This is a genomic window from Sphingopyxis sp. NFH-91 (genome assembly GCF_021401285.1).
GTDB classification, from domain to species: Bacteria; Pseudomonadota; Alphaproteobacteria; order Sphingomonadales; family Sphingomonadaceae; genus Sphingopyxis; species Sphingopyxis terrae_A.
This window is the reverse complement of the sequence record NZ_JACBGA010000007.1, coordinates 100165-126211: the sequence shown is the minus strand read 5'-3', so window position 1 is coordinate 126211 and position 26047 is coordinate 100165. Positions and strand designations below refer to the sequence as shown.

At 63.9% G+C, this 26047-nt stretch carries 32 protein-coding genes; 16 read left to right on the top strand and 16 right to left on the bottom strand.

Translation table 11 applies throughout. From position 1 onward, the window contains the following. Nucleotides 1–93 precede the first annotated feature (93 nt). The 7 genes from L0963_RS15620 to L0963_RS15590 all read right to left on the bottom strand — a co-directional run bounded on the left by L0963_RS15620 (nucleotide 94) and on the right by L0963_RS15590 (nucleotide 7050). On the bottom strand, nucleotides 94–591 hold the full coding sequence (locus L0963_RS15620) for a DUF4402 domain-containing protein (RefSeq protein WP_058810817.1): 498 nt from the start codon (nucleotides 589–591) through the stop codon (nucleotides 94–96). A gap of 284 nt (nucleotides 592–875) precedes the next feature. Continuing rightward, on the bottom strand, nucleotides 876–1835 hold the full coding sequence (locus L0963_RS15615) for a ParB/RepB/Spo0J family partition protein (protein WP_062901414.1): 960 nt from the start codon (nucleotides 1833–1835) through the stop codon (nucleotides 876–878). Further along, nucleotides 1836–2618, bottom strand: coding sequence for a ParA family protein (locus L0963_RS15610; RefSeq protein WP_062901413.1), 783 nt, complete (start codon nucleotides 2616–2618; stop codon nucleotides 1836–1838). Then, nucleotides 2615–3271, bottom strand: a complete 657-nt coding sequence (rsmG, locus tag L0963_RS15605) for a 16S rRNA (guanine(527)-N(7))-methyltransferase RsmG (protein ID WP_234180463.1) — start codon at nucleotides 3269–3271, stop codon at nucleotides 2615–2617. The genes L0963_RS15610 and rsmG overlap by 4 nt, the downstream gene beginning before the upstream one ends. A 196-nt stretch (nucleotides 3272–3467) precedes the next feature. Beyond that, the gene (gene mnmG, locus L0963_RS15600) at nucleotides 3468–5339 is read right to left on the bottom strand and encodes a tRNA uridine-5-carboxymethylaminomethyl(34) synthesis enzyme MnmG (protein ID WP_234180461.1); all 1872 of its coding nucleotides are present in this window, start codon (nucleotides 5337–5339) and stop codon (nucleotides 3468–3470) included. A gap of 86 nt (nucleotides 5340–5425) precedes the next feature. After that, the gene (gene mnmE, locus L0963_RS15595) at nucleotides 5426–6730 is read right to left on the bottom strand and encodes a tRNA uridine-5-carboxymethylaminomethyl(34) synthesis GTPase MnmE (RefSeq protein ID WP_260833917.1); all 1305 of its coding nucleotides are present in this window, start codon (nucleotides 6728–6730) and stop codon (nucleotides 5426–5428) included. Nucleotides 6731–6753: 23 nt separating this feature from the next. After that, entirely contained in the window at nucleotides 6754–7050 is a 297-nt protein-coding gene (locus tag L0963_RS15590) for a DUF6489 family protein (RefSeq protein ID WP_062901409.1), read from the bottom strand. A gap of 92 nt (nucleotides 7051–7142) precedes the next feature. Between L0963_RS15590 and L0963_RS15585 the strand changes: the two genes are divergently transcribed. From L0963_RS15585 to L0963_RS15575, 3 genes are read left to right on the top strand one after another with little or no spacing between them, the layout of a single operon-like run. Continuing rightward, on the top strand, nucleotides 7143–7841 hold the full coding sequence (locus L0963_RS15585; protein WP_186401464.1) for a dienelactone hydrolase family protein: 699 nt from the start codon (nucleotides 7143–7145) through the stop codon (nucleotides 7839–7841). After that, on the top strand, nucleotides 7838–8248 hold the full coding sequence (locus L0963_RS15580; protein ID WP_062901407.1) for a nuclear transport factor 2 family protein: 411 nt from the start codon (nucleotides 7838–7840) through the stop codon (nucleotides 8246–8248). Before L0963_RS15585 ends, L0963_RS15580 begins: the two co-directional genes overlap by 4 nt. A gap of 15 nt (nucleotides 8249–8263) precedes the next feature. Continuing rightward, entirely contained in the window at nucleotides 8264–9862 is a 1599-nt protein-coding gene (locus L0963_RS15575) for an FMN-binding glutamate synthase family protein (protein ID WP_062901406.1), read from the top strand. Here L0963_RS15575 and L0963_RS15570 read toward each other — a convergent pair. The 6 genes from L0963_RS15570 to hemE form a co-directional block, all read right to left on the bottom strand. Further along, nucleotides 9859–10260 carry a DUF1489 family protein gene (locus tag L0963_RS15570; RefSeq protein WP_234180459.1) on the bottom strand — a complete coding sequence of 134 codons (402 nt, stop codon included), beginning with the start codon at nucleotides 10258–10260 and terminating at the stop codon, nucleotides 9859–9861. The genes L0963_RS15575 and L0963_RS15570 overlap by 4 nt on opposite strands. Before the next feature lie 63 nt (nucleotides 10261–10323). Beyond that, nucleotides 10324–11034 carry a TerC family protein gene (locus L0963_RS15565; protein WP_062901404.1) on the bottom strand — a complete coding sequence of 237 codons (711 nt, stop codon included), beginning with the start codon at nucleotides 11032–11034 and terminating at the stop codon, nucleotides 10324–10326. A gap of 8 nt (nucleotides 11035–11042) precedes the next feature. Continuing rightward, nucleotides 11043–11336 (bottom strand): antibiotic biosynthesis monooxygenase family protein, encoded by a 294-nt coding sequence (locus tag L0963_RS15560; RefSeq protein WP_062901403.1) that lies wholly within the window; start codon nucleotides 11334–11336, stop codon nucleotides 11043–11045. Nucleotides 11337–11342: 6 nt separating this feature from the next. Next, complete coding sequence (gene rho, locus L0963_RS15555; protein WP_003042126.1) at nucleotides 11343–12599, bottom strand: transcription termination factor Rho; 1257 nt, start codon at nucleotides 12597–12599, stop codon at nucleotides 11343–11345. Between the two features lie 192 nt (nucleotides 12600–12791). After that, a complete protein-coding gene (locus tag L0963_RS15550; protein WP_062901402.1) occupies nucleotides 12792–13244 on the bottom strand; it encodes a CopD family protein in 453 nt (150 codons plus the stop codon). 4 nt (nucleotides 13245–13248) lie between these two features. Next, nucleotides 13249–14277: a uroporphyrinogen decarboxylase gene (hemE, locus tag L0963_RS15545; RefSeq protein ID WP_062901401.1), complete on the bottom strand. Its 1029-nt coding sequence runs from the start codon at nucleotides 14275–14277 to the stop codon at nucleotides 13249–13251. A gap of 336 nt (nucleotides 14278–14613) precedes the next feature. Here hemE and L0963_RS15540 point away from each other — a divergent pair, with 336 nt between their 5' ends. The 12 genes from L0963_RS15540 to L0963_RS15485 all read left to right on the top strand — a co-directional run bounded on the left by L0963_RS15540 (nucleotide 14614) and on the right by L0963_RS15485 (nucleotide 22915). Beyond that, complete coding sequence (locus L0963_RS15540; protein ID WP_062901400.1) at nucleotides 14614–15432, top strand: pyruvate, water dikinase regulatory protein; 819 nt, start codon at nucleotides 14614–14616, stop codon at nucleotides 15430–15432. Beyond that, nucleotides 15432–16028 (top strand): Maf family protein, encoded by a 597-nt coding sequence (locus L0963_RS15535; RefSeq protein WP_082819859.1) that lies wholly within the window; start codon nucleotides 15432–15434, stop codon nucleotides 16026–16028. Before L0963_RS15540 ends, L0963_RS15535 begins: the two co-directional genes overlap by 1 nt. Beyond that, on the top strand, nucleotides 16025–16849 hold the full coding sequence (gene aroE, locus L0963_RS15530) for a shikimate dehydrogenase (protein WP_062901399.1): 825 nt from the start codon (nucleotides 16025–16027) through the stop codon (nucleotides 16847–16849). Before L0963_RS15535 ends, aroE begins: the two co-directional genes overlap by 4 nt. Beyond that, the gene (coaE, locus tag L0963_RS15525; protein ID WP_062901398.1) at nucleotides 16846–17469 is read left to right on the top strand and encodes a dephospho-CoA kinase; all 624 of its coding nucleotides are present in this window, start codon (nucleotides 16846–16848) and stop codon (nucleotides 17467–17469) included. The genes aroE and coaE overlap by 4 nt, the downstream gene beginning before the upstream one ends. 19 nt (nucleotides 17470–17488) lie before the next feature. Continuing rightward, nucleotides 17489–18190, top strand: a complete 702-nt coding sequence (dnaQ, locus tag L0963_RS15520) for a DNA polymerase III subunit epsilon (protein WP_062901397.1) — start codon at nucleotides 17489–17491, stop codon at nucleotides 18188–18190. Between the two features lie 47 nt (nucleotides 18191–18237). Then, nucleotides 18238–18813, top strand: a complete 576-nt coding sequence (gene hpf, locus L0963_RS15515) for a ribosome hibernation-promoting factor, HPF/YfiA family (RefSeq protein WP_003042145.1) — start codon at nucleotides 18238–18240, stop codon at nucleotides 18811–18813. A gap of 164 nt (nucleotides 18814–18977) precedes the next feature. Next, nucleotides 18978–19442, top strand: a complete 465-nt coding sequence (locus tag L0963_RS15510; protein WP_062901396.1) for a PTS sugar transporter subunit IIA — start codon at nucleotides 18978–18980, stop codon at nucleotides 19440–19442. Between the two features lie 21 nt (nucleotides 19443–19463). Further along, on the top strand, nucleotides 19464–19802 hold the full coding sequence (locus L0963_RS15505) for a DUF1491 family protein (RefSeq protein ID WP_062901395.1): 339 nt from the start codon (nucleotides 19464–19466) through the stop codon (nucleotides 19800–19802). Nucleotides 19803–19997: 195 nt separating this feature from the next. Then, on the top strand, nucleotides 19998–20630 hold the full coding sequence (locus L0963_RS15500) for a cell wall hydrolase (RefSeq protein ID WP_062901394.1): 633 nt from the start codon (nucleotides 19998–20000) through the stop codon (nucleotides 20628–20630). Between the two features lie 73 nt (nucleotides 20631–20703). Continuing rightward, nucleotides 20704–21330 (top strand): DUF4136 domain-containing protein, encoded by a 627-nt coding sequence (locus L0963_RS15495; RefSeq protein ID WP_062903067.1) that lies wholly within the window; start codon nucleotides 20704–20706, stop codon nucleotides 21328–21330. Beyond that, nucleotides 21327–22436 (top strand): M14 family metallopeptidase, encoded by a 1110-nt coding sequence (locus tag L0963_RS15490; RefSeq protein WP_062901393.1) that lies wholly within the window; start codon nucleotides 21327–21329, stop codon nucleotides 22434–22436. Before L0963_RS15495 ends, L0963_RS15490 begins: the two co-directional genes overlap by 4 nt. Next, entirely contained in the window at nucleotides 22433–22915 is a 483-nt protein-coding gene (locus tag L0963_RS15485) for a GNAT family N-acetyltransferase (protein ID WP_062901392.1), read from the top strand. Before L0963_RS15490 ends, L0963_RS15485 begins: the two co-directional genes overlap by 4 nt. An 82-nt stretch (nucleotides 22916–22997) precedes the next feature. Here the strand turns inward: L0963_RS15485 and L0963_RS15480 are convergent, their stop codons facing one another. Continuing rightward, nucleotides 22998–23453, bottom strand: coding sequence for an Hsp20 family protein (locus L0963_RS15480; RefSeq protein ID WP_062901391.1), 456 nt, complete (start codon nucleotides 23451–23453; stop codon nucleotides 22998–23000). A 207-nt stretch (nucleotides 23454–23660) separates the two neighbouring features. Between L0963_RS15480 and gpmA the strand changes: the two genes are divergently transcribed. Next, nucleotides 23661–24347, top strand: coding sequence for a 2,3-diphosphoglycerate-dependent phosphoglycerate mutase (gene gpmA, locus L0963_RS15475; RefSeq protein WP_062903066.1), 687 nt, complete (start codon nucleotides 23661–23663; stop codon nucleotides 24345–24347). Between the two features lie 53 nt (nucleotides 24348–24400). On the opposite strand, the gene dapD is transcribed toward gpmA, so the two are convergent. Beyond that, complete coding sequence (gene dapD / locus L0963_RS15470; RefSeq protein ID WP_003042169.1) at nucleotides 24401–25243, bottom strand: 2,3,4,5-tetrahydropyridine-2,6-dicarboxylate N-succinyltransferase; 843 nt, start codon at nucleotides 25241–25243, stop codon at nucleotides 24401–24403. A gap of 14 nt (nucleotides 25244–25257) precedes the next feature. After that, on the bottom strand, nucleotides 25258–25932 hold the full coding sequence (locus L0963_RS15465; RefSeq protein ID WP_062903065.1) for a pyrimidine 5'-nucleotidase: 675 nt from the start codon (nucleotides 25930–25932) through the stop codon (nucleotides 25258–25260). Between the last annotated feature and the right edge of the window lie 115 nt (nucleotides 25933–26047).

Here is a 26047-nt window from a genome sequence, read left to right as displayed (position 1 = left end):
CGAAAAAGGGCCGCCGGAGCTGGTATCCGGCGACCCCTTTCGATGGCCGGCACGCCCACAGGCGCGCCGATCCCCCCACCTGATAATCAGGGTTTACTGGTAGTTGGCAGTGACGTTGAACGTGCCGCTGTAATCGCCAGCCGTCTGGTTGGCGCCAACGCTGAGCGTGCCGCCGACCTGAAAGCTGCCGCCGGTCGCACCGAGCGTAACGTTCGTCGCCGAATAGCTGAGCGTCGAGTTCATCGTGCCGCCAAGCGATCCGTTGAGCGTGACATTCGCGTCGCCACCGACCACGACAACCGCACCATTGGTGCCGGTGATGTCGAAATTGGCCGCCGTCGTGGTGCCGGTGCAGGTCAGTCCCGTGCCGCAGGTCACGCCGCCCGCGGTCGACACCGCGACCGTCGAGGCGGTCGCGCCGCTGATGACGGTCGCGAACTGCAGATCGCTGGTGTTGGAGAGCGTGATCTGGCGAAGGATCTTCGCCTTCGCCGTACCCGTGGCCGTCGCCGCATGCGCCGCCGGGGCGTTCATGGCGAGAGCAGCAATTGCGGCGCCGATGAGGGCGCGCTTCATTCCAATGGTGCGCATAAGTTGGTCCCTTGAACAGTCGATAATCGAATGGAAATCCCACCCCATTCGCCGACCCCTTTAGCGGGCGACCGGTTCAGCTTTTGCCCAACAAGCATGGTTAACAGCGCATATAGAATTGGCCCGCCTTGCAGGATGCAAGCGAGCAAAAACAAGGCATTAAGCCAGTTTTCGGCCAATCGTGGGGATTGCCGTCACCCCTTTAACGGCCCGCAGCGGGACAGATTAAGCGCATCGGACAGAAAAATATCAGCGGCGAATCGCCATGGCCCGGCGCGCGCCGATCAGATCGATTCGCCCGACAGCCGCTGGCAGATCATGTCGAGCTGGTCGAGCGACGCGAATTTCAGGGTCAACGCGCCCTTGCCGCCGCCCGCATAGTGAATCGCAACGCCAATTCCGAGCAGCTCAGACAGATGCCGTTCGACCGCGACGATGTCGGGATCGCGCCCGCCGCCAGCCACGGTCGGGCTTTCGGCGGGCGCCTTGCGGCCGCCTCCCTTCGCCTCGCGCACCAGCGCCTCGACCATACGCACCGACAAGCCTTCCTGGACGACCCTGCGCGCGATCGCCTCGGCGCCGTCGGCCCCGATCAGCGCGCGCGCATGACCCATCGACAGCGATCCGTCACCGACCAGATCCTGCACTTCGAGAGGAAGGTCGAGCAGGCGCATAAGATTCGCAACATGGCTGCGCGACTTGCCGACCAGCTTTGCCAGCGCTTCCTGGTTGTGACCGAAATCCTCGATCAGCTTGCGATAGGCGCTCGCCTCTTCGATCGCGTTCAGATCCTGGCGCTGGATATTCTCGACCAGCGCAATCTCATAGGTCGCAGCGTCGTCGAGTTCGCGCACCAGCGCCGGAATCTGGTGCAGCCCCGCGCGCTGCGCTGCGCGCCAGCGGCGTTCGCCGGCGACCAACTGGTACCCCTCGCCTCCCGGCGCGCGTCGGACGATGATCGGCTGCAACAGGCCGCGCGTCCCGATAGAATCGGCAAGCTCGGCAATCGCATTTTCATCGAAGTGGCGGCGCGGCTGGCCGGGAAGCGGGCGAATCGCGCCCACCGCGATATGCTGCACCGAATCGCCAGCAGGTGCCGTCGTCGCCGGGCGGGCGGCACCGGGACTCGCGAGTACCGGAGCTTCAGCCGCCACGTCGCCGAACAGCGCGTTCAGCCCGCGGCCGAGTCCCGACGGGCGTTTGCGCGGCGCAGATGGTCCAGTTTCGTCTTTATTATCAGCCATTTATGCAGCCTTGCGAACATTGGGCAGGCGGTCGATCAATTCGCGCGCGAGCGCGATATACGCGGCCGATCCAGCGCAGCGATGGTCATAGATCAGCGCCGGAAGACCGTGGCTCGGCGCTTCCGACAGTCGCACGTTGCGCGGAATGACGGTCTGAAAGACCACCGGCCCCAGCACTTCGCGGACATCGTCCGAAACCTGGTCTGTCAGCCGGTTGCGGCGATCGAACATCGTCAGCGCGACGCCGAGAATCGACAATTTCTGGTTGAAGCGACCGCGCACGCGCTCGACCGTAGTGAGCAGCTGGCTCAAACCCTCGAGCGCAAAAAATTCGCACTGCAACGGCACGATCAGCGATTCGGCGGCAATCAGCGCGTTGAGCGTCAGCATGCCGAGCGACGGCGGACAATCGATCAGGCAGATATCCCACTGCCCCGCTTCGGCACTCGTCAACGCCTGCTCAAGGCGATGGAGCCGATCGGAAAATTCGATCAGTTCGATCTCGGCGCCCGACAGATCGACCGTCGCCGGGACAATATCAAGCCGCGGCACTGCCGTCGGGACGGCACAATCGGCCAGCTGCGCATCGCCGCGCAGCAATTCATAACTCGAAAATTCGCGCTGCGACTGCGCAATTCCAAGCCCCGTCGAAGCGTTGCCCTGCGGGTCGAGGTCGATGATCAGCGTGCGCCAGCCCGTCGCCGCAAGCGCGGTCGCCAGATTGATCGCGGTCGTCGTCTTGCCGACCCCGCCCTTCTGGTTCGCCACGGCGATACGAATCATCGCTTTCCTCGCTGCTTTCCACCGATCGTCCCCATGCCAACCAATATCTGGCTGTCGGCGTCCGTCCGGCTCTGTTCCACGTGAAACATTCTCTGCCATGGCTCCGGCAGAGATGCCAGTTCCTTAACTGCGTTTCGCCCCTTTGGCAGCAGCCACCGCGTCGATTCGGTCGAAAAACGCGTGGATAAGTTGATTAGCTTGTCGAGCGGCGCAAAGGCCCGCGCGCTGATCGTAGCCACAGGGCGCGTCGCGATGCGTTCTAGCGGCGCTTCCACAACCTCGACATGTGCAAGATTAAGTTCGCCCGTGACCGCACGCAAAAAATCGCAGCGCCGCCGCCGCGATTCGACAAGCAGCATCGGCCGTGACGACAGGATTGCGACGACCAGCCCGGGCAACCCTGGTCCGCTGCCGAGATCGATCCAGAGCCCTTCGCCCTCATCGTCGAGCGCCAGCAACTGCGCGCTGTCGGCGATATGCCGCACCCACAAGGTCGGGATTGTCGATGCAGCAATCAGATTCTGCTGGGCGTTCTCCTCCACCAGCATCGCGGCAAAGCGATCGAGCTGCGCCCATTGTTGTTCGGTTGGCGCGAAGGCCGCCCCGATCCAACTGCGTGCTTCCGCTTCGCTTGTCAGCAATTCAACCGTCATGCGTAAATTGTCCTATCGATCAATGGCCCTCGACCTCACCCCGCCCTGGTGCCTTGCGAGCGGCATTCGAGTCCCGCGGCGGGGGCGCGAGGCCCTTCACACGGACCTGCTTCATTGCCAGCCAGCTGGGGGAAGCGCCGAGAAGCATCCGTCACCTGACCGATCAACCCTGGGAGAATTGTCGGCCACGCCCACCTCACGCCGCCCGTCGCCGACTATGCACCATGATCGCAGTCAGTGCAGCGGGGGTCACGCCGTCGATGCGACCCGCCTGGCCCAGCGTTTCCGGCCGCGCTTTGGTAAGCCGCTCGACCATTTCGCGCGACAAGCCGCCGATAGCAGCATAGTCGAGCGCGGGGTCAAGCAGGATGGCTTCATTCGCCGCGAGCGCACGCAGTTCAGCCTCTTGCCGCGCAATATAGGGCGCATAGTGGGCGTCCTCAGCCAGTTCGGCGAGTAGGGTCGGGTCGATGTCGGCAAGCTCCGGCGCGAGCACCGCAAGGTCGCTGATCGCGACACCCGAATAGCGCAACAGGTCAATTCGCGTCCGCGGCGCCCCGTCGCCCGGCAATCCCAGGCCGATAGCGGCATAATTGGAGCTCGTTACCGGCGCTGACAACAGCTCCGTTGCTCTCGCGCGTTCCGCCATGCGCGCTTCGAACTGCACCGCCGTCGCGGGTCGCACCAGCCCCAACGCGATTCCCTTCGGCGTCAACCGCGTCGCGGCGTTGTCGGCCCGCAGCCGGAGACGATATTCGGCGCGCGCGGTGAGCATGCGATAGGGCTCGGTGACACCCTGCAAAACCAGATCGTCGACCATCACACCGATATAGGATTCGGACCGATCGAGGATGAGCGGCTCGCGGCCCTGCGCCGCAAGCGCGGCATTCGCACCCGCAACCAGACCCTGTGCCGCCGCTTCCTCATATCCGGTGGTGCCGTTCATCTGGCCCGCGCACCACAGACCGGCAATTGCACGCACCTGCAGACTGCGATCGAGCGCCCGCGGATCGATATGGTCATATTCGACCGCATAGCCGGGCACCGTCATCTCGACGCGTTCCAGACCCTCCATCGTGCGCAGCATCGCGAGCTGGACGTCGGCAGGTAGCGAGGTCGAAATGCCGTTCGGATAGACGAGCGGCGAATCGAGCCCCTCGGGTTCGAGAAACACCTGATGCCCCTCGCGGTCGGCGAAGCGGTGGATCTTGTCCTCGATCGACGGACAGTAACGCGGCCCAGCCGCCCCGATCGCACCGGTGAACAGCGGCGAGCGGTGGAGATTGTCGGCGATGATGCGGTGCGATTCGGCATTGGTGCGCGTAATCGCGCAGAAAATCTGCGACACTGTCCGCTCGCTGTTCCACGTGGAACAGGTCCAACGCGCGCCTTCAGCGCTGTCCGAGGGTTGCTCCTCGAGCCGCGCCCAATCAATCGTGCGCCCGTCGAGCCGCGGCGGGGTTCCGGTCTTGAGCCGCGCCATCGGCAAAGCCGCGGCACGCAATTGCTCGGCGAGCCGATGTGCGCCGGCTTCGCCGACCCGCCCGCCCACCATGCGCTCCTCGCCCCGAAACAGGCGTCCGCCGAGGAAGGTGCCCGTCGCGAGCACCACAGCCGGCGCGACGAGCCGCGTCCCATCGCCCAGTTCAATGCCTTCGACGCGGGCACCGCCTTCGCGAAGCACCAGCGCCGCGGCTTCGCCGGCCACGACGCAAATCGCCTCCTCCGCTGCAAGCAACGCCTGGATCGCATCGCGATAGAGTTTCCGGTCGGCCTGGATACGCGGGCCTTGCACCGCAGCGCCCTTCGACGCATTGAGCATCCGATAGTGAATCGCGGCGGAATCGGCGGCGCGCGCCATCCAGCCATCGAGCGCGTCCACCTCGCGCATCAGATGGCCCTTGCCGAGACCGCCGATCGCCGGGTTGCACGACATTGTCCCGATCAGCGCCGGGTCGAAACTGACGAGCGCAACGCGCGCGCCGAGCCGTGCAGCGGCGCCCGCGGCTTCGGTCCCGGCGTGTCCCCCGCCGACGACAATCACGTCGAAAATCTTGCTGCTGTCCATGATTGCCGCGCCTTTAGCCGATTCGGCGGGGTCGGTCTACGGCGCCCGCACGCACGCCGGCTGCACGAACTGTTCCACGTGGAACATCATTTGCCGATGCAGAAGCGTCCGAACAACGCATCGAGCATATCCTCGACGCCAGCACGCCCGGTGATCCGGTCGAGCGCACCTGCGGCAAGCCGCAGGCGCTCGGCAATAAGGATGAGGTCGCCCGCCTCGCGCGACCCCGCGTCGATGCCAAGCCATTGTTTCGCGTCGGCGAGTGCAGCGCGTTGACGCTGGCGTAGCGCCGCTTCGCCTTCGCGGGGCAGCAGCGTTCGCGCCATGTCGACGATCATGCCATGCAACGCCTCCATGCCTTCGCCCGTCGCCGCCGACAGGATCAGGTCGCAGCGCGCCGCATCGGCTTCGGCAGCGGCGTCGCCGCGCCACCGGTCGGCTTGCGCCGCGATCAGGATACAGCGGGGATGGTCGGGGGCGTCACGCGGCGGGCCGAGCCACAGGACGATGTCTGCGGCCTCCACCGCAGCGCGTGCGCGATTGATACCGATCGCTTCGACGACATCGGCGCCTTCGCCGCGCAATCCCGCGGTGTCCGAAAAGCGCATCGCAATGCCATCGAGCGCCAGCGGGGTTTCGATGACGTCGCGGGTCGTCCCAGCGACGGGAGATACGATTGCCAACTCACGCTGCGCCAATGCGTTGATAAGTGTAGACTTTCCGGCGTTCGGCGGCCCGGCGATCACCACCGAGAGCCCGTCTGCAATCACTTCGGCCGCCGGTTGCGCCAGCCACTCGCCCAACTCGGCCGCCAGCGCCGCCATTCCCGCAACCAACCGTGCGGCAGCGCCTTCGTAAACATCGACGTCATCTTCGTCGGCAAAGTTCAGCTCTGCCTCGGCCGCCGCCATCAACGCCAGCAAGCGTTCCTGCCACGCGGCCACCGCGCGCGACACATGGCCGCTGGCTAGCCCGAGCGCCTGCACCCGCTGGCTTTCGGTTTCGGCGGCAAGCAAATCGGCAAGCCCCTCGGCCTCGGCGAGATCGATCCGGTCATTCAGAAAAGCGCGCCGGGTGAATTCGCCCGCCTCGGCGCGGCGCAGCCCAGGAAGCGCTGTCAGCGCCGATTCGACCGCTGCGACGACTGCGCGGCCGCCATGCAGATGAAACTCGGCCAGATCTTCGCCCGTCGCCGTATTCGGTCCCGGAAACCAGAGCATGAGCGCCCGATCGAGCGGCGCTCCCGTTGCATCCTTGAGATCGGCAAGCGACGCATGCCGCGGCGGCGGCAGACGCCCCGCTAACGCCCGCACGGCATCGGCGGCGTGCACACCGCTGACCCGCACAACCGCGATCGCGGCCGGCGGCATCCCACTCGACAGGGCAAAAATTGTTTCGCTTGCCGGCGTGTTGATCAGCGCTTGCTTCCCCGCGCCGGCTTGTCCTCGTCATCCTTGGCCGCGGGCTTCGCCGCCCCCCCCATCAGCCCGCCACCGAATTGACCGAGCAGCGACTGAACCAGGTTCAATCCACTCTCGCCCATGGGGACCCAGCTCTTGACCATCGACTGGACCATGTCGGGCGTGATCCCCTTCGCCATCAGTTCCTTGACGCGGCTGAGGTAGATGTCGTGCAGCGGCTCGAGGTCGGGAAGTCCGAACAAGCGCCGCGCCTCTTCGGGCGTGCAATCGACCTCGATGTTGAACTTCATTGTTTTCCGCCCTTTCCGCGCTTGAGCGTCGCCCTGTCGGCGGCTAGCTTCGCGCTTTCACAGCCAATAAGCAAGAGTCAGGAGAGCCCCTCATGTCGCCAACCAACAGCGAAATCGCCGCACTCGACGGAGAAGGCCGGATTCCCGCCTATGTCGCGCGGCCCGATGCCGACACTACGCGCGCCATCATCGTAATCCCGGAGATCTTCGGCGTGAACGAAGGCATCCGCAAAAAGGCCGACGACTGGGCGGCGCTCGGTTATCTGGCGATCGCCCCCGACATTTTCTGGCGGTTCGCGCCCGGTGTCGAACTCAGCCCCGATATCGAGGCCGAATTTCAGGAAGCGCTTGGCTATTTCGGGCAATATGATGCCGACCTGGGCGTCAAGGATATCGAGGCCGCGATCCGCTGGCTGCACAGCCAGGGCGCGACCAAGGTCGGCTGCGTCGGCTTCTGCCTTGGCGGACGGCTGGCCTATATGGCGGCGACGCGAACCGATATCGACGCTTCGGTCGGCTATTATGGCGTCATGATCGACACGATGCTGAACGAGGCGCATGCGATTGCCAAGCCGCTGATGCTCCACATTCCGACCGAGGATCATTTCGTCGATCATGCCGCGCAGGCAAAGATCCACGAAGCGCTCGATCCCAATCCCAAAGTTACGCTCCACGATTATCCCGGCCTCGACCATGGCTTCGCAGCAACGATGGGCAATCGCCGCAACGACGATGGCGCGCAGCTTGCCGACAGCCGGACGCGCGATTTCTTCGCCGAGGCTCTTGCATGAGCGCCGGGTCCGGCGTCCATCCCGGACTTGCCGCCTGGCACGCCTATATGGCGGCGGGCGGCGATCCGGAAGCATTGCGCGCGATGCTGGCCGACGACGCGGTATTTCATTCTCCCGTCGTTCACTCGCCGCAAGAAGGCCGCGACAAGGTGTTCGCCTATCTGCACGCCGCGAGCCATGTGCTCGGCGGTGAAAATTTTCGCTATCTGCGTGAAATCGCCGACGGCAACCAGGCTTGCCTCGAATTTTCAACCGAACTTGAGGGAATCCACATCAACGGCGTCGATATAATTCGCTGGAACGACGACGGAAAGATACAGGATTTCAAGGTTATGGTTCGCCCGCTCAAGGCGATCAACAAGGTTTGGGAGAAAATGGCGGCGATGCTTGCAGCGCAGGCGGGCTGACCGCGTTTCCCTGTCATGCGCCGATGGATCGTCATTCCCGGCCTGATCGCTGCGATTGCGCTGGCGCTATGGTGGGCGCCCGCGCGCTGGAGCTTGCTGATCTGGACGCCGTTGCTGCTCGTGGCGCTTTACGACGTCATGCAGTCGCATCATTCGCTGCGCCGCAACTATCCGCTGATCGCGCGCATCCGCTGGCTGTTCGAGGCATTGCGGCCCTTTCTTTACGCTTATGTCGTCGAAAGCCCGCTCGACGGCCGTCCCTTCGCGCGCAACGAACGCGATCTGGTCTATGCCCGCGCCAAGGGGCAGCTCGACAGCCATCCCTTCGGAACCGAACTCGACGTCTATTCGGACGAATATGAATGGATGAGCCACAGCATTGCGCCCGCCGAAGCGCATGACCGGACGCGGCGGGTCCGCGTCGGAACCGCACAATGCGCACGGCCTTATGATGCGGCGCTCCTCAATATTTCGGCCATGAGCTTTGGGTCGCTCGGCGCCAAGGCGATCGAGGCGCTCAATCTTGGCGCCAAGGCAGGCGATTTCTACCACGATACCGGCGAAGGCGGCTTCAGCCCCTATCACCGTGTCCACGGCGGCGACATCGTCTGGGAGCTGGGCAGCGGCTATTTTGGTTGCCGCGATGATGAAGGTCGTTTCGACCCCGATCGCTTTCGCGATGCCGCGCAACATGATCAGGTCAAGATGATCGAAATCAAGCTCAGCCAAGGCGCGAAGCCGGGGCATGGCGGCGTCTTGCCAGGCCCGAAGGTGAGCGCCGAGATCGCTGCGACGCGCGGAGTTCCCGAAGGCAAGGATTGCGTGTCGCCGGCCGCGCATTCCGCTTTCTCGACGCCGATAGAAATGGTCGAATGGGCGGCGAAGCTACGCGATCTCACCGGCGGAAAGCCGGTCGGGATCAAGCTCTGCGTCGGCCAGCCGCACGAAATCTATGCCGTCATGAAGGCCATGCTCGAGACGGGAATCCGCCTCGACTATATCGTCGTCGACGGCGCCGAAGGCGGCACCGGCGCCGCTCCGGTTGAATTTTCGAACCGCGTCGGCATGCCGCTTCGCGAAGGCTTGATCTTCGTCCGCAACGCGCTTGTCGGCTGCGGGCTCAAGGAAGAAATCCGTCTAGCCGCCTCGGGCAAGGTGCATTCGGGCGCCGGGCTCGCGGTCAATTGCGCCCTCGGCGCCGACTGGTCCAACGCGGCGCGCGCTTTCATGTTCAGTCTCGGCTGCGTCCAGTCGCTCAAATGCCACACCGACGAATGTCCGACGGGCGTGGCAACGCAGGATGCCGGACGCCAACGCGGTCTGGTCGTCGAGGACAAGGCCGAACGGGTCCGCCGGTTCCAGGCGTCCACCGTGTCGGCGCTATGGGATATCAGCTGCGCAATGGGGCTCGACGATCCATGGCAGATAAGGCCGCACCATCTCCACGAGCGGCTGAATTCGGCACGCTCGGATTCGATCGACCGCATCTACAGCTTCTACCCGCGCTCCATTTTGCTCGACGATCCGGGATCGGTCGCCAGCGCGCGCTATTGGGCCATGGCGCGTGCCGACAGCTTTCGCGCCGCCATCGAAGGCACGCCCGGTGAGCGCTAGATCAGGCTGATCGCCGCCAATTCGCGATAGAGCTCGGGCGGCAGATCGCCGATTCCGCTCGCGCCATCCGCAGTCTTGGGCGCATCGGCCTCGCTCAGATAACGCCAGCCCTGGTGCGCACGCTTGGGCTGCGGATGAACGGGTTCGAGCCTGGCCGCACACACAATATCGACCCGCCCATCATCCCGATCGTCAAAAGCCAGGATTTCGACGCGCCCGACGATCATGTGACGAATGATGAAATGCAATCTGCCGCCGAGCAGTTCGTCGGCACGTTTCGGCTTGAACCGCGTCGTGAACCGCACTTCGCCCTGCTCTGCGCGTGCGGCAATCCGCGCATCCAGCGACGGATAGTCGGGACAACCCACAGCAACACGGGTGAGATGGAGCTTTGCCATATCCGCCAAATGGGGATTCCGCCGCTAAAAGAAAAGCCGGCCTCTCACGAGACCGGCTTTTGTTCAGCCGAACAATGTTCCCAGCCCGACCGCGGGGTCGATCCAGCCTTCGTGGATCATCTTGACCGCGACATAGAGGATGACGGCAAGGCCGACATAGGCGATCCAGCGATAGCGCTCGATATATTTGGCGATGATATTCGCCGCGATACCCATCAGTGCGACCGCGAAGATCAGCCCGACGATCAGGATGCCCGGATGCTCGCGCGCCGCGCCGGCAACCGCAAGCACATTGTCGAGACTCATGCTGACGTCGGCGATCGCGACCGCCCAGGCGGCGGCGGCAAAGCTTTTGGCAGGCTTCAACCCCGAATGTTCGTCGCCCTCAATCTCGGGTGATCCGGCCGAATGCGCGCCTTCGCGCAGTTCGCGCCACATCTTCCAGGCGACCCAGATCAGCAGCAGACCGCCGACGAAGATCAGACCGACGATCTGCATCAACTGCGTGACGACAAGGGCAAAGGCAATGCGCAGGACGAGCGCCGCCAGAACGCCGATCAGGATCACCTTCTTGCGCTGATCGGCGGGCAGTCCTGCGGCGAGCGCGCCGACGACGATGGCATTGTCGCCGGCCAGCACGATGTCGATCATCAGCACCTGCACGAAGGCAGCGAGCGCGGCGGGTTCAGTGATGTTCGAAAAATCGGCGACGATGTGCGACCAGATTTCGCCGAACCCACCGGGCCCGGCAGTGGCCGCCGCCTGCGTCAACATGTCCAAAATCACACAGCGTCTCCGAAATAGCTCACCCCCGGCACGGGGTCGTAAAAGCGATGCAGCAGCGCCCGCCACCGTTCATAGCGGTCGGATCGACGAAAACCATCGCGATGATCCGCGACCGTTCGCCATTCTGCCAACAACAGATAGGGCTGTCCGGTTCCCAACGGCCGACGAAGGGTCAGCGAAATGAAGCCGGGCGAGGCTTCGATCAGCGGCCGCGCTTTGGCGATGGCCGCTTCGAATTCCACTTCCATTCCAGGCCGGACCGGCAGCAAGGCATGCTCGATCACGGCCATCGCGGCTTACTGGTTCATGCTGTCGAAGAAATCTTCGTTGGTCTTGGAATCCTTGATCTTGTCGAGCAGGAATTCCATCGCATCGACCGTGCCCATCTGCATGAGGATGCGGCGCAGCACCCACATTTTGCTGAGCTTGTCCTTCTCGACGAGCAGTTCTTCCTTTCGGGTGCCCGACTTGCCGACGTCGAGCGACGGGAAAATGCGCTTGTCGGCGACCTTGCGGTCGAGGACGATTTCGCTGTTACCCGTGCCCTTGAATTCTTCGAAGATGACTTCGTCCATGCGGCTGCCGGTATCGATCAGCGCGGTCGCGATGATCGACAGCGATCCGCCTTCCTCGATATTGCGCGCAGCACCGAAGAAGCGCTTGGGACGCTGAAGCGCGTTCGCATCGACACCGCCGGTCAGAACCTTGCCCGAGCTCGGCACTACGGTGTTGTATGCGCGGCCGAGGCGGGTGATCGAGTCGAGCAGGATGACGACATCCTTTTTGTGCTCGACTAGCCGCTTCGCCTTTTCGATCACCATTTCGGCGACCTGGACGTGGCGCGTCGCGGGCTCGTCGAAGGTCGAGGAGACGACCTCGCCATTGACGCTGCGCTGCATGTCGGTGACTTCCTCGGGCCGCTCGTCGATCAGCAGGACGATCAGATAGACCTCGGGGTGATTGTCGGTGATCGCCTTCGCGATATTTTGCAGCAGCACCGTCTTACCCGTGCGCGGCGGCGCGACGATCAGCGCGCGCTGGCCCTTGCCCTGCGGGCTGACGAGATCGATCACGCGCGCCGACTTGTCCTTGACGGTCGGATCGATCGTATCGAGCTTGAGCTTTTGGTTCGGATAGAGCGGCGTCAGATTGTCGAAATTGACGCGGTGGCGCACGACCTCAGGATTGTCGAAATTGACGCTGATCAGCTTGGTCAGCGCGAAATAGCGTTCGCCGTCCTTCGGCGCGCGAATTTCGCCCTCGACGGTGTCGCCGGTGCGCAGACCATATTTGCGGACCTGATTGGGCGACACATAGATGTCGTCGGGACCGGCAAGATAATTGGCTTCGGGACTACGCAGAAAACCGAAGCTGTCGGGCAGAACCTCGATCGTTCCCGATCCGATGATTTCCTCGCCCTCTTCGGCGAGCTCCTTGAGGATCGAGAACATCAGATCCTGCTTGCGCAGCGTCGAGGCGCCCTCGACGCCCAGCTCTTCAGCCATTTCGACGAGCTGCGCGGGCGATTTTGTCTTGAGTTCTTTAAGATGCATGGATGGATTCCAGGTAACAGAAATATAGGAAAATTCGTTCGATACGGCGCACCAGGCGGTGCCTATCCGGCCGGGGGACGACCGTTCACGATAGCTTCGGCGCCAAGATCGCGCCGCCGACGGAAAGCCGGGTTGATCGGCCCCTAAGCCGCCGATTTCGTCAAGTCAATCGGCTGTCGCCGAGACGAGAGGTCAAAAGGGCCGGACGACCGCCAGAATGACGATGATCGCCGCGGCTACGCCCGGTACCTCGTTGAGCATCCGCAGGCGCTTTTCGGACAGAGGTCGTTCGCCGCGCTTCAGCTTCTTGAAATAGCCGATCGTCCAGCCGTGATAGCCCGACAGAAGCAGGACAAGCAGGAGCTTGGCGTGAAACCAGCCCTGCGACCAATAGCCACCATTGAAAGCGAGCATCAGACCCAGGATCCAGACGAGGACGAGCGAGGGATTGAGGATGATCTTGCGCAGGCGATCTTCGCGCTCGATCCATTTCCTGTCCTCGTCCGACCCCACCGCACATTGGTGATGATAGACGAAAAAGCGCGGCATCATGAAAAGACCCGCCATCAGGAAGATGACGAAAATCACATGCGCCGCTTTCACCCACAACATCGTGACCCCCAGAAATCCAGTCCAGTCTGCCATCCCGCTACTCGCCTCGCACGCGCCTGATCAGATGTTCGACATGGGCTATGGGCGTGTCGGGCACGATACCATGGCCGAGATTGAAGATATGGGGCCGTTCGGGGAAAGCTGCAAGGATGCGATCGATCGCAGCGTCAAGAGCCGGGCCGCCGGCGACCAGCGCGAGCGGATCAAGATTGCCCTGCACCGGTAGATGATCGGGAAGATCATCATTGGCCCAAGCGGGATCGACCGTTTCGTCAAGACCGATCGCATCGGCGCCGACCCCGCGGGCATATGCCGCCAGCTTGCCGCCCGCGCCCTTCGGGAAACCGATGATCGGCGTGTGGGGATGGAGCGCCTTCAGTTGCCGGACGATTTCGGCATTGGGGGCGATCACCCAGCGTTCGAACTCGGCAGGGGACAGGCTTCCTGCCCAGCTGTCGAACAACTGGACCGCCTCGACCCCCTGTTCGATCTGCCCCGACAAATAGGTCACGCTGAGGTCGACGATCGCATCGATGATCGCGCCGAATGCCACCGGATCAGAGAGCGCCATGCGCCGGGCGGCGGCCTGGTCCTTCGATCCCTGGCCGGCGACCATATAGGTGGCGACCGTCCAGGGACTGCCGGCAAATCCCAGAAAGGTCGTCTGGGGCGGCAAGGCAGCTGCCACGCGCGCTACGGTAGCATAGACCGCGTCGAGCCGCTCAGGCGCCGCCTCAAGCGACGCCAGAGCGCTATCGACGAGTGCCGGGGCCAGCCGCGGCCCCTCACCCGTCTCGAACCACAGCCGCTGCCCCAGCGCATGCGGCACGACCAGAATGTCCGAAAAGAGAATGGCACCGTCGAATCCGAAGCGGCGGATCGGCTGCAATGTTACTTCGGCCGCAGCTTCTGGATCATAGCATAGTTCCAGAAAGCCGCCCTTCGTCGCCCGCAACGCACGATATTCGGGAAGATAGCGACCGGCCTGGCGCATCAGCCACAGGGCGGGCCGTTCCTGCCGCACCCCACGCAGCGTTGCCAGCAAGCTCTTCGATGACGCCTTCACGCGGCCCCTCTTTCTCTCTTCATAATATATATAAATGATTGTGGTGGATTGTTGGCGGGCGGATAAGCGCGCTTTAGGCGCAGCCGCCCTTTTTGCCAACAGCTTGACTCCGGCTGGTCCGCCAAACGCCACGGAGTCGTTGGCTCTCATCCCCGCTATTCACAGCCTGTGGATAAGACTTGTCCCTTGTGGATAAGCGGTGGGACGGAATCGACGCGGCCGGGGATGGAATCGCCCTGCCGATTTCATCCCGGGGCTTGTCCGCGAACTTATCCACAGCCTCGGAATTTCGCTTCACGGCTTGCCTTTTCGGATCGCAAGGCGGCAAGAGAGGTGATGGACCGCCTCCACCTTCACCTGATATCCGATTCCACCGGCGAAACGCTCGAAAATATCGCCAAGGCGGCGATCGCACAGTTCGACGACGTCGAAGTCGTACGCCATTTCTGGCCGATGGTGCGCTCGGAATCGCATCTCGACCGGATCATGGCGGAGGTCCAGGCGAGCCCCGGCATGATCCTCTTCACCCTCGTCAACGGTGAGTTACGCGCCAGTCTCGAGCGCCGCGCCGAGGCCCAGGGCCTGCCGCTTGTTCCCGCGCTCGACGCCGTAACCGATGCCTTGTCGCGCATGCTCGGGCAGGAAGCCAAGGCGCGGCCGGGCCGTCAGCATGCGCTCGATGCCGCCTATTTCGCGCGCGTCGAGGCGATCCAGTTCACCGTCGCGCATGACGATGGGATCGGCTGGGAAAATTGGGAACAGGCCGACATTCTGCTCGCTGGCGTCTCGCGAACCTCCAAAACGCCGACGAGCATCTATCTGGCGAACCGGGGGTACAAGACGGCCAATATTCCGATCGTTCCTGAATCGCCGCCGCCCGACGCCCTCTATCATCTGAAGCGTCCGCTCGTCGTCGGGCTGACGACCAGCCTCGACCGCCTCGTCCAGGTGCGCCGCAACCGTCTGCTCTCGCTCAATCAGGCGCCCGAAACCGCCTATGTGGACGATGAACGCGTGAAAGCCGAAATCGCTTATGCCCGCCGCATGTTCGCCGACAATGACTGGCCGGTGATCGACGTGACGCGCCGTTCGATCGAGGAAACGGCGGCTGCGGTGATCAAGCTGGTCGAGGATCGCGGGGGCCGGACGGCGTGATGCAGATCGTCCTTGCATCGCAGAGCAGCGGCCGCGCAGCGATGCTGCGCGCTGCCGGCATCGCGTTCGAAGCGACCGCGGCGCATGTCGATGAAGAAGCGCTGACGGCCGGTCTCGTTGCCGCCGGCCAGACGGCGCGCAACATTGCCGATGCGCTGGCGGAGGCCAAGGCGATCAAGATTTCTTCTCGGCTGCCTGGCGTTACCGTAATCGGTGCCGATTCGACGCTCGCGCTTGCCGATGGAACAATGCTCGCCAAGCCCGCGAGCCCCGATGAGGCGGCAGACCATCTGCGCCGCATGGCGGGGACGCGGCACAAATTGTTCAGCGCGGTCGTTGCAGCGCGCGACGGCGCGCCGGTCTGGCGCGCGATCGGCGAGGCGCGGCTGTGGATGCGGCCCTTGTCGGACGCCTTCATCGCCGACTATGTGGCGCAGCATTGGGACAGCATCCGCTGGACCGTCGGCTGTTACGAAATCGAGGGGGCGGGCGTGCAATTGTTCGATCGGGTCGAAGGCGATCCCTGGACGATCATCGGCATGCCGATGCTGCCGTTGATGGCATGGCTGCGCGCCACCGGACTGGCGCCGCAATGACCGCTGCCGAGCCCGCGCCTTATGCCGAGGTGATCGGCGATCCGATTGCCCAGTCGAAATCGCCGCTGATTCATCGCTTCTGGCTCGATGCGCTGGGAATGAAGGGCGACTATCGGCCCGCGCATGTGAAACCTGACGATCTGGCCGCCTATATCGCCCAGCGCCGGACCGATCCCGCCTGGCGCGGATGCAATGTAACCATCCCGCACAAGATCGCGGTGATGGATCTGGTCGATGATCCGGGCGACATTCGCGGCACGATCGGTGCGATGAACACGATCGTGCGGCAACGCGACGGATCGCTTATCGGGACCAACACCGACGCCGCGGGCTTTTATTCCCCGCTCGCCGAACTCGATCTCGAAGGCGCGCCGGTCGCGCTAATCGGCGCCGGGGGCGCGGCGCGAGCGGTGCTTTTTGCGCTCGCGCGCGCGAACGTGGGGCATGTCACCATCCTCAACCGTTCGCCGCTGAAGGCGATGGGCCTGCTTGCCACATTTGGCCTCAAGGGCGATGTCGTCGCGCTCGATGCCCCGCTTCCGCCGGCCGCGTTGCTCGTGAATTCGAGCAGTCTTGGCATGACGGGGCAGCCGCCGCTCGATCTCGATCTGTCACCGTTGCCCGACGATGCGATCGTATACGATCTTGTTTACGCGCCGCTGATGACAGGGCTGCTCCGCGCTGCGGACGCGCGCGGGCTGGACATCGTCGATGGGCTCGACATGCTGATCGGTCAGGCGGCCTTAGCGTTCGAGCTGTTTTTCGGCGCGCCGCCGCCCGAAGGTCGCGACGAGGAATTGCGCGCGATTCTCACCGCATGACGCATTACAAGCGCCCCGGATCGCGGCTTCGCCGACCGTTCATTCTCGGCCTGACGGGTTCGATCGGCATGGGGAAGTCGACCGCGGCAACGATGTTCGAACGCGAAGGGGTGCCGGTGTTCGACGCCGATGCCGAAGTTCACCGCCTGCAAGGTCCCGGCGGTGCCTTGGTCGCCGCGATCGAGGCGCGCTTTCCCGGCACCACCGGTCCGCGCGGCGTCGATCGCCAGGAACTCGGCCGCCGCGTGCTCGGCAACCGCCACGAGCTTGTCGCACTCGAAGCGATCGTCCATCCCGCAGTCGGCCGCGCGCAGAAGAAATTCCTTGCCCGTCACCGCGCGCGCGATGTCGTCGTGCTCGACATTCCGCTCCTGTTCGAAAAAGGGGGCTGGCACCGCGTCGGCGCAGTCGCCGTCGTCACCGCACCGATGTGGATCCAGCGCAAACGCGTGCTGCGCCGGCCCGGCATGACCAATGCAAAGTTCAAGGCGATCCGGGGCCTGCAGGTTCCCGATCGCGTCAAGCGCGCGCGCGCCGATTTCCTGATCGAAACCGGCCGCCCGAAAAGCGAGACCCATCGTCAGATTCGGCGGATCGCCTCTTGTTTCCATGCGCAATAGGGTCCAGATTGTTTGAAAGATGCGTGAGATAATCTTCGATACGGAAACCACGGGCCTCGACCCCAGAACGGGGCACAGGCTGGTCGAAATCGGGTGCATCGAATTGATCGACCGCCGCGAATCGGGGCGGACCTTTCACGCCTATTTTCATCCCGAACGCGATATGCCCGCCGAGGCCGAGGCGGTGCACGGCCTTTCGATCCAGTTTCTGTCCGACAAGCCGCTCTTTGCCGCGCGCGTCGACGAATTGCTCGACTTTCTTGGCGATGCGCCGATGGTGGCGCACAACGCCGCTTTCGACTTCGGCTTCGTCAACGCCGAGCTGGCGCGCGTCGGCCGGCCGCCGCTCGATATGGCGCGCATGTGCTGCACCGTGCAGATGGCGCGCAAGCTTCATCCGGGCGCCAAGCACAGCCTCGATGCGCTTTGCACGCGCTACGGCATCGACCGCAGCCACCGCGTCAAGCACGGCGCGCTGCTCGACGCCGAACTGCTGGCGCACCTTTATATCGAAATGACCGGCGGGCGGCAGATCGGGCTGGGGCTCGCCGCCGAACCCGCCGCCGCGGCGCGGGGTGCCGCACCGGCACCCGTCCGATCCGTCGCCCCCACCCGCCCGTTTCGCGAACCGCGCCCGCACGGTGCAACCCCGGCCGAACTGGCGCGTCATGCAGAATTCGTCGCCACACTCAATCAACCTCTGTGGCACGATAGTCCCTGATCGCGGCTCCCCCGCGATCCCGTGGACATGACTGAAGGAGAAGAAAAATGGAAATCCGCGTCTCTGGCCACCAGATCGAAACCGGCGAAGCGCTGCAGGCGCATGTGTCGGACCGGATGAACGCGATTGCCGACAAATATTTCTCGCGCGCGATCGGGGCGCACGCGACCTTCGGAAAGGGACCGCACGACAGTTTCCAGTGCGACATTGTCGCGCATGTCATGCAGGGTCTGGTCCTGAAAGGCCATGGCCAGGCGCAGGACGCGCATGTTGCGTTCGAGGGCGCGGCCGACCGTATCGAAAAGCAGCTGCGCCGCTATATGCGCCGGCTGAAGGATCGCAACAATGGCAATGGTGCGCAGTTGGTGACGATCGAGACGATCGAGGACAATGCCAGCTATGTCGTTTTCGACGGCGGCACCGATGATGAAGATGCAGGCGATGCGCCGGCGATCATCGCCGAAACCCGCGTCGATATCCCGACGAGCAGCGTGTCCGATGCGGTCATGATGCTTGATTTGCGTGACACCAATGCGCTGCTTTTCGTCAACAGCAAGACGGGGTCGCACAACATGGTCTATCGCCGCCGCGACGGCACCATTGGCTGGGTCGAGCCGCGCTAGCAGACAATAGGGCTGGATTTTCTCTGCCGTTCGGCCTAAGGGCCGCGCCCAACAAAGCCCGAAAGCCGGACGGCGGGGGCCAGCCTAGTACGCTCAAGCGAACCAACGCCAACAGGATGACCCGCGTGGCGTCGCCTTGCGGCCATGCAGATTTGACCAGACCAATGAACCTATCCTCCCTCCTTTATCCCGCCACCGTGCGCGCCAATGTGCAGCTCGATTCCAAAAAGGCGCTGTTCCCCTATGTCGGCGAACTGGCGGCGCGGTCGCTGGGACTCGACGCGGGCGAAGTGAGCGAGGCGCTGCTCGAGCGCGAGCGGCTCGGTTCGACCGGCTTTGGTCGCGGCATTGCCTTGCCGCATGCCAAGATGGCCGATCTCAACGGCGTGCGTGGCATGTTCCTGCAGCTCGCGCGGCCGATCGATTTTCAGGCGGTCGATGGTTTGCCGGTCGATCTTCTCTTCATACTGCTGTCGCCGCTCGACGCGGGCGCCGACCATCTGAAGGCCCTCGCCGGCGTATCGCGTATGCTGCGCAATGAGAGCATTGCCGAACGATTGCGCGGTGCGAAGAATGACGAAGCGCTCTATGCCATGCTCGTCGATGCCGAAGCGCGCGACGCGGCCTGACCTTCCGGGGCGGATGCTCCGATGACGCGCTTCACCAGCCGGTTCCTCGTCGATCTTCTTATCCGCGAAACCGAGGCCGCGGGCGGATTCGCTGCGGTTCTTGCCGCGGGCGACGATCATTCCGGCTCGATCCTCGTCCAGTGCAGCGACCGAGGGGTGGCGGGGCCGCTGCTCGAACGCCGCTTTGCGATGACTGGCAATTATATATGGGAAGCGGTCGGACCCGATCCCGCGAGCGATGGTGAAGAACGCGCAAACTATCAGGACCGGCGGCGAAAAGCCGATCCCGACTTGTGGATCGTCGAACTGGATATCGCAGATGCGCCACGTCTCGTCGCGGAGTGGGGCGCGTTAACTTGACTCTGTTGCGGCGCACAATAGGTGCCCGGCCACTTGATAACGCGTAGGTCGTATCGCGGGTTGCATCCGTCTTTTCGGACAGGCCCGATTTACCGATATGGACACGCAGTCGGATGACGACCGCAGGTGGTTCAGGATCAACGATCCCCCAGCCTGTTAGATTTAGGTTCGTCAGCCGCCCTTTTGACGGATTAGATGAGTCGTATTCTGAACGCTGCCAGCGTGGCTGCCGTGGGCATCACTGCCTTTGCCGCGCTGTCGTTGGCCGAACCCGGCTTCGCCAGTGATCTGGCCGCCGACGCCAACATTCCCGCGATCACGCTGCCCGCCGCCGATGTTCCGGCCGACAGCGATGCGGCAGCTCCGTCGACCGAAGCCGAAACGCCGGTCGATACCGCCACCGACGACAGCGCTGTTGCCGATACATTGGCCCAGTTGGTCGCGGCGACCCCGAAGCCCGAGACGATCGATCCCGAACTGCGCTGCCTCGCGCAGGCGGTCTATTTCGAATCGCGCGGCGAATCGCTCGCGGGGCAGCTCGCGGTCGCACATGTCGTGATCAACCGCGCGAAGTCGGGCCGCTTCCCGACGAGCCTGTGCGGCGTCGTCCATCAGCCGAGCCAGTTCAGCTTCGTGCGCCGCGGCAAGATGCCCGCCGTGCGCAATGCCGGCCAATGGTCGAATGCGATCGCAATCGCGCAGATCGCGCGCGACGGCAGCTGGCAGAACAAGGCGCCAGGCGCGCTGTTCTTCCATGCGCGCTACGTCTCGCCCGGCTGGCGCAAGACGCGCATCGCGCAGATCGACAATCATATCTTCTATCGCTGAATTCGAGGGTGCGGGGGCCACGCCCCCCACCTCGTTCATTGCCAAGCCATTTTTGCTGGCGCATGATGCGGGCATGACGCGTCAATTTTCCGTCGCCCTGCTCGCGGCAGTGGCGCTTGCGCTCGGCGGCTGTGCCACGGCGGTTCCCCCCGTCGAGGTTACCCGCTTCCATAACAATGCAACCGCCGGCCTGGCCCCAGGCACGCGCTATGCCGTCGAAGTGCTGCCGCACGGCGATGCCTCGGCGACGGGCGGCGCGGCGCAGCCGTCACTCGAATGGAACAGTTATCGCATCGCGGTGGAGCGTCAGCTGCAGTTGCTGGGCTTCGTCGCTGCGCCCGAAGGAGCGGCCGCGCCGCTCAAGGTTCGCATAGCCTTCGACCGCAGCGATCGCATGCCGCTTGCGAAGCGTTCGCCGGTTTCGGTCGGCGTTGGCGGATCGACCGGCAGCTATGGCTCGGGGGTGGGCCTCGGTATCGGCATCAATCTTGGTGGCGGGCCGAAACAGATGCAGGATCTGCAGCTGTCGGTGCGTATCGATGACGCGGCCACGGGCCAGGCCGTGTGGGAAGGCCGGGCGCTCAGCGCGGTGCCGGTGAAGGCGCCTGCGGCACAACCGTCGATTGCTGCGGCGAAATTGGCCGAAGCCCTATTCAAGGACTTCCCCGGCGAATCGGGACGCACTATCAGCGTTCCATGACAATCAGCATCAACGCCGCTTTCGACAGCGGCAATATCGTCGTGGATTCGATCGATGGCACGCGTGCCCGCCTTTCGATCCGCAAGGATCGCGAATCCGATTTCTTCCAGTGGTTCCATTTCCGCGTGGGCTGCGCGGTGGGCGATGAACTTGAACTGGCGATCGCCGGGCTCGGCGATTCGGCCTATCCCGATGGCTGGCCCGGCTATGCCGCCTGCGCCAGCTATGACCGCGAAAACTGGTTCCGGCTCGACACCGGCTACGAAGCCGGGACGCTCACCATCAACCACAGCGCCGAAGGGCAGCTTCTGTGGATCGCCTATTTCGCGCCCTATTCGATGGAACGGCATCACGACCTGGTCGCCTCTGTCGCTGAATGCGACGGCGTTTCCTATCGCTGTCTCGGCACCAGTCTTGAGGGGCAGCCGATCGACTGCCTCGAAATGGGCACCGGGCCGGTCCAGGTGTGGCTGTATGCGCGCCAGCATCCGGGCGAGAGCATGGCCGAATGGTGGATGGAAGGCGCGCTTGAGAAGCTCACCGATCCGGCCGATCCCCATGCCCGGTCGCTACGGCAGAAATGCCGTTTCCACCTTGTACCGAACATGAACCCCGATGGGTCGCGCCGCGGTCATCTGCGCACCAACTATGCCGGGGTGAATCTCAACCGCGAATGGGACAATCCGACTGCCGATCGCAGCCCCGAAGTGCTCGCGGTGCGCAATGCGATGGACGAAAGCGGCGTCGATTGGGCGATGGACGTTCATGGCGACGAGGCGATTCCGGCGGTGTTCCTGGCGGGTTTCGAGGGCATCCCGTCGTTGAAGGACGAGCAACAGGCGCGCTATCTGGCCTTCCAGTCCGCCCTTGCCGCCAACACGCCCGATTTCCAGACCGCGCTCGGCTATGAAAGCTCAGCGCCGGGCAAGGCCAATCTGTCGATGTCGACGACGCAGCTCGCCGAGCGCTTTGGTGCGGTGTCGATGACGATCGAAATGCCGTTCAAGGACAATCGCGATCTGCCCGATCCCGTCGCCGGCTGGTCGCCCGAACGCTCGAAGCTGCTCGCGCACGCGTGCCTCGCGACGCTGGATCAGATGCTTTGACCGATGCTGCAGGTCGGGACGGCTGGCATATCGTCGAGGACGATCTGTCAGGCGCCCCGATCCGCGCGCTGCTCGAACGGCATTTTGCCGGCATGCTCGCAAACTCGCCCGAGGAAAGCTGCCATTTTCTCGATTTCGAGGGACTGAAGGCCCCCGGTGTTACCTTCTGGTCGATTCATTGCGGCCCCGATCTGGCGGGTTGCGGCGCGCTGAAGCGGCTCGATGGCCGGCACGGCGAGATCAAGTCGATGCGCACCGCCGACGCCTTTCTGCGCCGCGGTGTCGCCGCCCGGATGCTGAGCCACATTATCGAAGTGGCCCGCGCGGCCGGGCTTGAGCGGCTCAGCCTCGAAACCGGGTCAGGCGCTGCCTTCAAACCGGCGCTCGCGCTCTACCGGCGACATGGCTTCACCGATTGTGGGCCATTCGCGGATTACAGGCCCGATCCATTCAGTCGCTTCATGACGCGCGCAATCTAGCAACGCCGAGCAGAAACGGGGCCCGGAAGGGACAGCCGGACCCCGTTCGTACGGCCCATTCGGACCGGCGTTAGCCGCTGGCTTACGCGGCTTTCTTGGCTTCGATCGCCGTGGGCTGCGTGCCGCCGATGGCAATCTTGTGCGGCTTCATCGCTTCGGGCACTTCGCGCACCAGGTCGATGATCAGCAGCCCGTCGGCGAGGTCAGCGCGATCGACGCGCACGAAATCGGCAAGCTGGAAGCGGCGCTCGAAGGCGCGCGTCGCAATGCCGCTATACAGAAGCTGGCGCGTTTCGCCTTCCTTCGCGGGCGCCTTGCGGCCGCTGACGGTCAGCATATTCTGCTGCGCGGTGATGTCGATCTCGTCGCTCTTGAAACCCGCCACCGCGACAGTGATGCGGAAATGGTCGTCGGCGACCTTCTCGATATCGAAGGGCGGATAATTTTCGGCAGAACCGCTGTTTTCCAGAAAGTCGAACAGACGATCGAAACCGACGGTCGAGCGGCGATAGGGGGTCCAGTCAAAGCTGTTACGCATGGGTCATTCCTTCCTTGCAAAGCGAAGTCATCGGGCCGCGGCATGGCCTGCCGCGGCTTCCATCCGGCCCCGTTTTGGCGACCGGATGTTCCGAATCTGGGATGGCGCCGACCCTTTTCAAGAGGGGCGGTGGCCCTTGCCCGAAAGCCGCGCTATGGCGCCCCCGAATCGCCCGCGCGGGCGCGCCCTTTGTCGAAAGGACATATCATGCCGCAGCTCATCCTCATCCGTCACGGCCAGTCGCAGTGGAATCTGGAGAACCGCTTCACCGGCTGGTGGGACGTCGATGTCACCGAAAAAGGCGCGGCAGAGGCGTGGGCGGCGGGCGAACTGATGAAGGAAAAGGGTATAGCACCCGACACCTGCTTCACCTCGGTCCAGACGCGCGCGATCAAGACGCTCAACCTCGCGCTCGAGGCGATGGGGCGGCTCTGGCTGCCGGTGACGAAGGATTGGCACCTCAACGAACGCCATTATGGCGGGCTCACCGGCCTCGACAAGGCGGAGACCGCGGCCAGGCATGGCGAGGATCAGGTGAAGATCTGGCGCCGCAGCTTCGACACCCCGCCGCCGCCGCTTGAGGCCGGCTCGCCTTACGATCTGTCGGGCGATCCGCGCTATGCGGGCATCGCGATCCCGGCGACCGAAAGCCTGAAAGACACCATCGCGCGCGTTCTTCCCTATTATGACAGCGCGATTGCGCCGCAGCTGCGGGACGGCAAGACGGTGCTGATCTCGGCGCACGGCAACAGCCTACGTGCGCTGGTGAAGCATTTGTCGGGCATTTCCGACGCTGACATCACCGGCCTCGAAATCCCCACTGGCCAGCCGATCGTCTATGATCTGGACGACGATCTGACGGCGCGCGAGCGCTATTATCTCAGCGAGCGGTGAGCCACCCCGTCATTGCTTCGCTTTGCTCGCAATGACGATTATCCGGGAAGCGATCAGTCGCGCAGCAGTTCGTTGATGCCCGTCTTCGCGCGCGTCTGCGCATCGACGCGCTTGACGATGACGGCGCAGTAGAGCGACGGCCCCGGCGTTCCGTCGGGAAGCGGCTTGCCCGGAAGCGAACCCGGGACAACGACCGAATAAGCCGGAACCTCGCCGATGAAGACCTCACCGGTCGCGCGGTCGATAATCTTGGTCGATGCGCCGAGATAGACGCCCATCGACAGTACCGCACCCTCGCGCACGATCACGCCCTCGGCCACTTCGGCGCGCGCGCCGATGAAGGCGCCGTCCTCGATCACCACGGGTCCGGCCTGCAGCGGTTCGAGCACGCCGCCGATCCCCGCGCCGCCCGACAGGTGGACGTTCGCGCCGATCTGCGCGCAGCTGCCGACGGTGGCCCAGGCATCGACCATCGATCCCTCGCCGACATAGGCGCCGATGTTGACGAAGCTCGGCATCAGCACGGCGCCCTTGCTGATGAAGGCGCCGCGGCGGACGATCGATCCGGGAACGGCGCGGAAGCCCGCATCGCGGAAGCGGTTCTCGCCCCAGCCGGCGAATTTCGACGGAACCTTGTCCCACCAAGTCGCGCCGCCGGCGCCGCCCTCGATAATCTCCATGTCGTTGAGGCGGAAGGAGAGCAGCACCGCCTTCTTGAGCCACTGATTGACCTGCCACGTTCCGCCGGCATCGCGCTCGGCAACGCGGAAGCTGCCGTCATCGAGGCCCGCGAGTGCCGCCTCGACCGCGTCGCGCACCGCGCCGGTCGTCGTCAGACCGAGCGTCTCGCGTGCATCCCAGGCGGCTTCGATCGTCGATTGCAGGTCGGTGCTCATGAAATTCCCCAAGGTTACGGCCCAAAATGTTCCGGAAGCGCATCAAGCCAGTCGGCGATGTCGTTCACATGAAAATCGACATGGTCCGGCAGGTGGTCGCGATGGCCGCTTTCGCTGCCATTGTCCAGCCATACGGTCGTCATTCCCAGCGCCTTGGCGGGGGTCAGATTGCGCGCCATATCCTCGACGAACAGGCTCTTCGCCGGATCGATTCCGAGATGGCCGATCATCATGCGATAAGCTTCGGCGTCGGGCTTCGGCGTATAGCGCGTCGAGCGAATATCGCAGATGCCGTCGAACAGATCGGCGATGCCCCGCGCGTCGAGCACGCGCGCCGCATAATCGGCATCGGCGTTGGTGAAGATCAGACGGCGGCCGGGCAGGCGCTCGAGTCCGGCGCGCAGCCGCGCATCGGGCGCCAGCCGGTCGAGAGGAATATCGTGGACGTCGACTAGGAAATCTTCGGGATCGACGCCGTGGTGGCGCATCAGCCCCGCCATCGTCGTGCCGTGATCGTGGAAATACTGCTTTTGTACACGCCGAGCTTCGACGGCATCGACGTCCATCAGACGCATGATGAAAGCGCCCATGCGCGCGTCGATCAGGTCGAACAGCCGCGCCGACGGATGGTAGAGCGTGTTGTCGAGATCGAAGATCCAGCAGTCGATATGATCGATCGGTACCGTCATGACGCCGCGCGCCATAGGACGCGCCGCCCGCGACGGCAAGGTAGCCGTGGCACACTTTGCAGTTCCCATGTTACCCCGCTAAGCAGGCTGCCACTGGGCAGCAGGGGACAGACTT

Excerpts from the sequence above, each read along its gene's own strand:
- rho (WP_003042126.1), bottom strand. The coding sequence starts at position 12,599 with ATGCATCTTAAAGAACTCAAGACAAAATCGCCCGCGCAGCTCGTCGAA.
- L0963_RS15585 (WP_186401464.1), top strand. The coding sequence starts at position 7,143 with ATGTCGCCAACCAACAGCGAAATCGCCGCACTCGACGGAGAAGGCCGG.
- L0963_RS15575 (WP_062901406.1), top strand. The coding sequence starts at position 8,264 with ATGCGCCGATGGATCGTCATTCCCGGCCTGATCGCTGCGATTGCGCTG.
- L0963_RS15590 (WP_062901409.1), bottom strand. The coding sequence starts at position 7,050 with ATGAAGTTCAACATCGAGGTCGATTGCACGCCCGAAGAGGCGCGGCGC.
- L0963_RS15500 (WP_062901394.1), top strand. The coding sequence starts at position 19,998 with ATGAGTCGTATTCTGAACGCTGCCAGCGTGGCTGCCGTGGGCATCACT.
- L0963_RS15620 (WP_058810817.1), bottom strand. The coding sequence starts at position 591 with ATGCGCACCATTGGAATGAAGCGCGCCCTCATCGGCGCCGCAATTGCT.
- L0963_RS15510 (WP_062901396.1), top strand. The coding sequence starts at position 18,978 with ATGAACCTATCCTCCCTCCTTTATCCCGCCACCGTGCGCGCCAATGTG.
- mnmG (WP_234180461.1), bottom strand. The coding sequence starts at position 5,339 with ATGGACAGCAGCAAGATTTTCGACGTGATTGTCGTCGGCGGGGGACAC.
- L0963_RS15550 (WP_062901402.1), bottom strand. The coding sequence starts at position 13,244 with ATGGCAGACTGGACTGGATTTCTGGGGGTCACGATGTTGTGGGTGAAA.
- L0963_RS15465 (WP_062903065.1), bottom strand. The coding sequence starts at position 25,932 with ATGACGGTACCGATCGATCATATCGACTGCTGGATCTTCGATCTCGAC.
- hpf (WP_003042145.1), top strand. The coding sequence starts at position 18,238 with ATGGAAATCCGCGTCTCTGGCCACCAGATCGAAACCGGCGAAGCGCTG.
- gpmA (WP_062903066.1), top strand. The coding sequence starts at position 23,661 with ATGCCGCAGCTCATCCTCATCCGTCACGGCCAGTCGCAGTGGAATCTG.
- L0963_RS15580 (WP_062901407.1), top strand. The coding sequence starts at position 7,838 with ATGAGCGCCGGGTCCGGCGTCCATCCCGGACTTGCCGCCTGGCACGCC.
- L0963_RS15560 (WP_062901403.1), bottom strand. The coding sequence starts at position 11,336 with ATGGCCGTGATCGAGCATGCCTTGCTGCCGGTCCGGCCTGGAATGGAA.
- L0963_RS15565 (WP_062901404.1), bottom strand. The coding sequence starts at position 11,034 with ATGTTGACGCAGGCGGCGGCCACTGCCGGGCCCGGTGGGTTCGGCGAA.
- L0963_RS15610 (WP_062901413.1), bottom strand. The coding sequence starts at position 2,618 with ATGATTCGTATCGCCGTGGCGAACCAGAAGGGCGGGGTCGGCAAGACG.
- L0963_RS15535 (WP_082819859.1), top strand. The coding sequence starts at position 15,432 with ATGCAGATCGTCCTTGCATCGCAGAGCAGCGGCCGCGCAGCGATGCTG.
- L0963_RS15480 (WP_062901391.1), bottom strand. The coding sequence starts at position 23,453 with ATGCGTAACAGCTTTGACTGGACCCCCTATCGCCGCTCGACCGTCGGT.
- L0963_RS15490 (WP_062901393.1), top strand. The coding sequence starts at position 21,327 with ATGACAATCAGCATCAACGCCGCTTTCGACAGCGGCAATATCGTCGTG.
- dnaQ (WP_062901397.1), top strand. The coding sequence starts at position 17,489 with ATGCGTGAGATAATCTTCGATACGGAAACCACGGGCCTCGACCCCAGA.
- L0963_RS15540 (WP_062901400.1), top strand. The coding sequence starts at position 14,614 with ATGGACCGCCTCCACCTTCACCTGATATCCGATTCCACCGGCGAAACG.
- coaE (WP_062901398.1), top strand. The coding sequence starts at position 16,846 with ATGACGCATTACAAGCGCCCCGGATCGCGGCTTCGCCGACCGTTCATT.
- L0963_RS15505 (WP_062901395.1), top strand. The coding sequence starts at position 19,464 with ATGACGCGCTTCACCAGCCGGTTCCTCGTCGATCTTCTTATCCGCGAA.
- L0963_RS15570 (WP_234180459.1), bottom strand. The coding sequence starts at position 10,260 with ATGGCAAAGCTCCATCTCACCCGTGTTGCTGTGGGTTGTCCCGACTAT.
- rsmG (WP_234180463.1), bottom strand. The coding sequence starts at position 3,271 with ATGACGGTTGAATTGCTGACAAGCGAAGCGGAAGCACGCAGTTGGATC.
- L0963_RS15615 (WP_062901414.1), bottom strand. The coding sequence starts at position 1,835 with ATGGCTGATAATAAAGACGAAACTGGACCATCTGCGCCGCGCAAACGC.
- aroE (WP_062901399.1), top strand. The coding sequence starts at position 16,025 with ATGACCGCTGCCGAGCCCGCGCCTTATGCCGAGGTGATCGGCGATCCG.
- L0963_RS15495 (WP_062903067.1), top strand. The coding sequence starts at position 20,704 with ATGACGCGTCAATTTTCCGTCGCCCTGCTCGCGGCAGTGGCGCTTGCG.
- dapD (WP_003042169.1), bottom strand. The coding sequence starts at position 25,243 with ATGAGCACCGACCTGCAATCGACGATCGAAGCCGCCTGGGATGCACGC.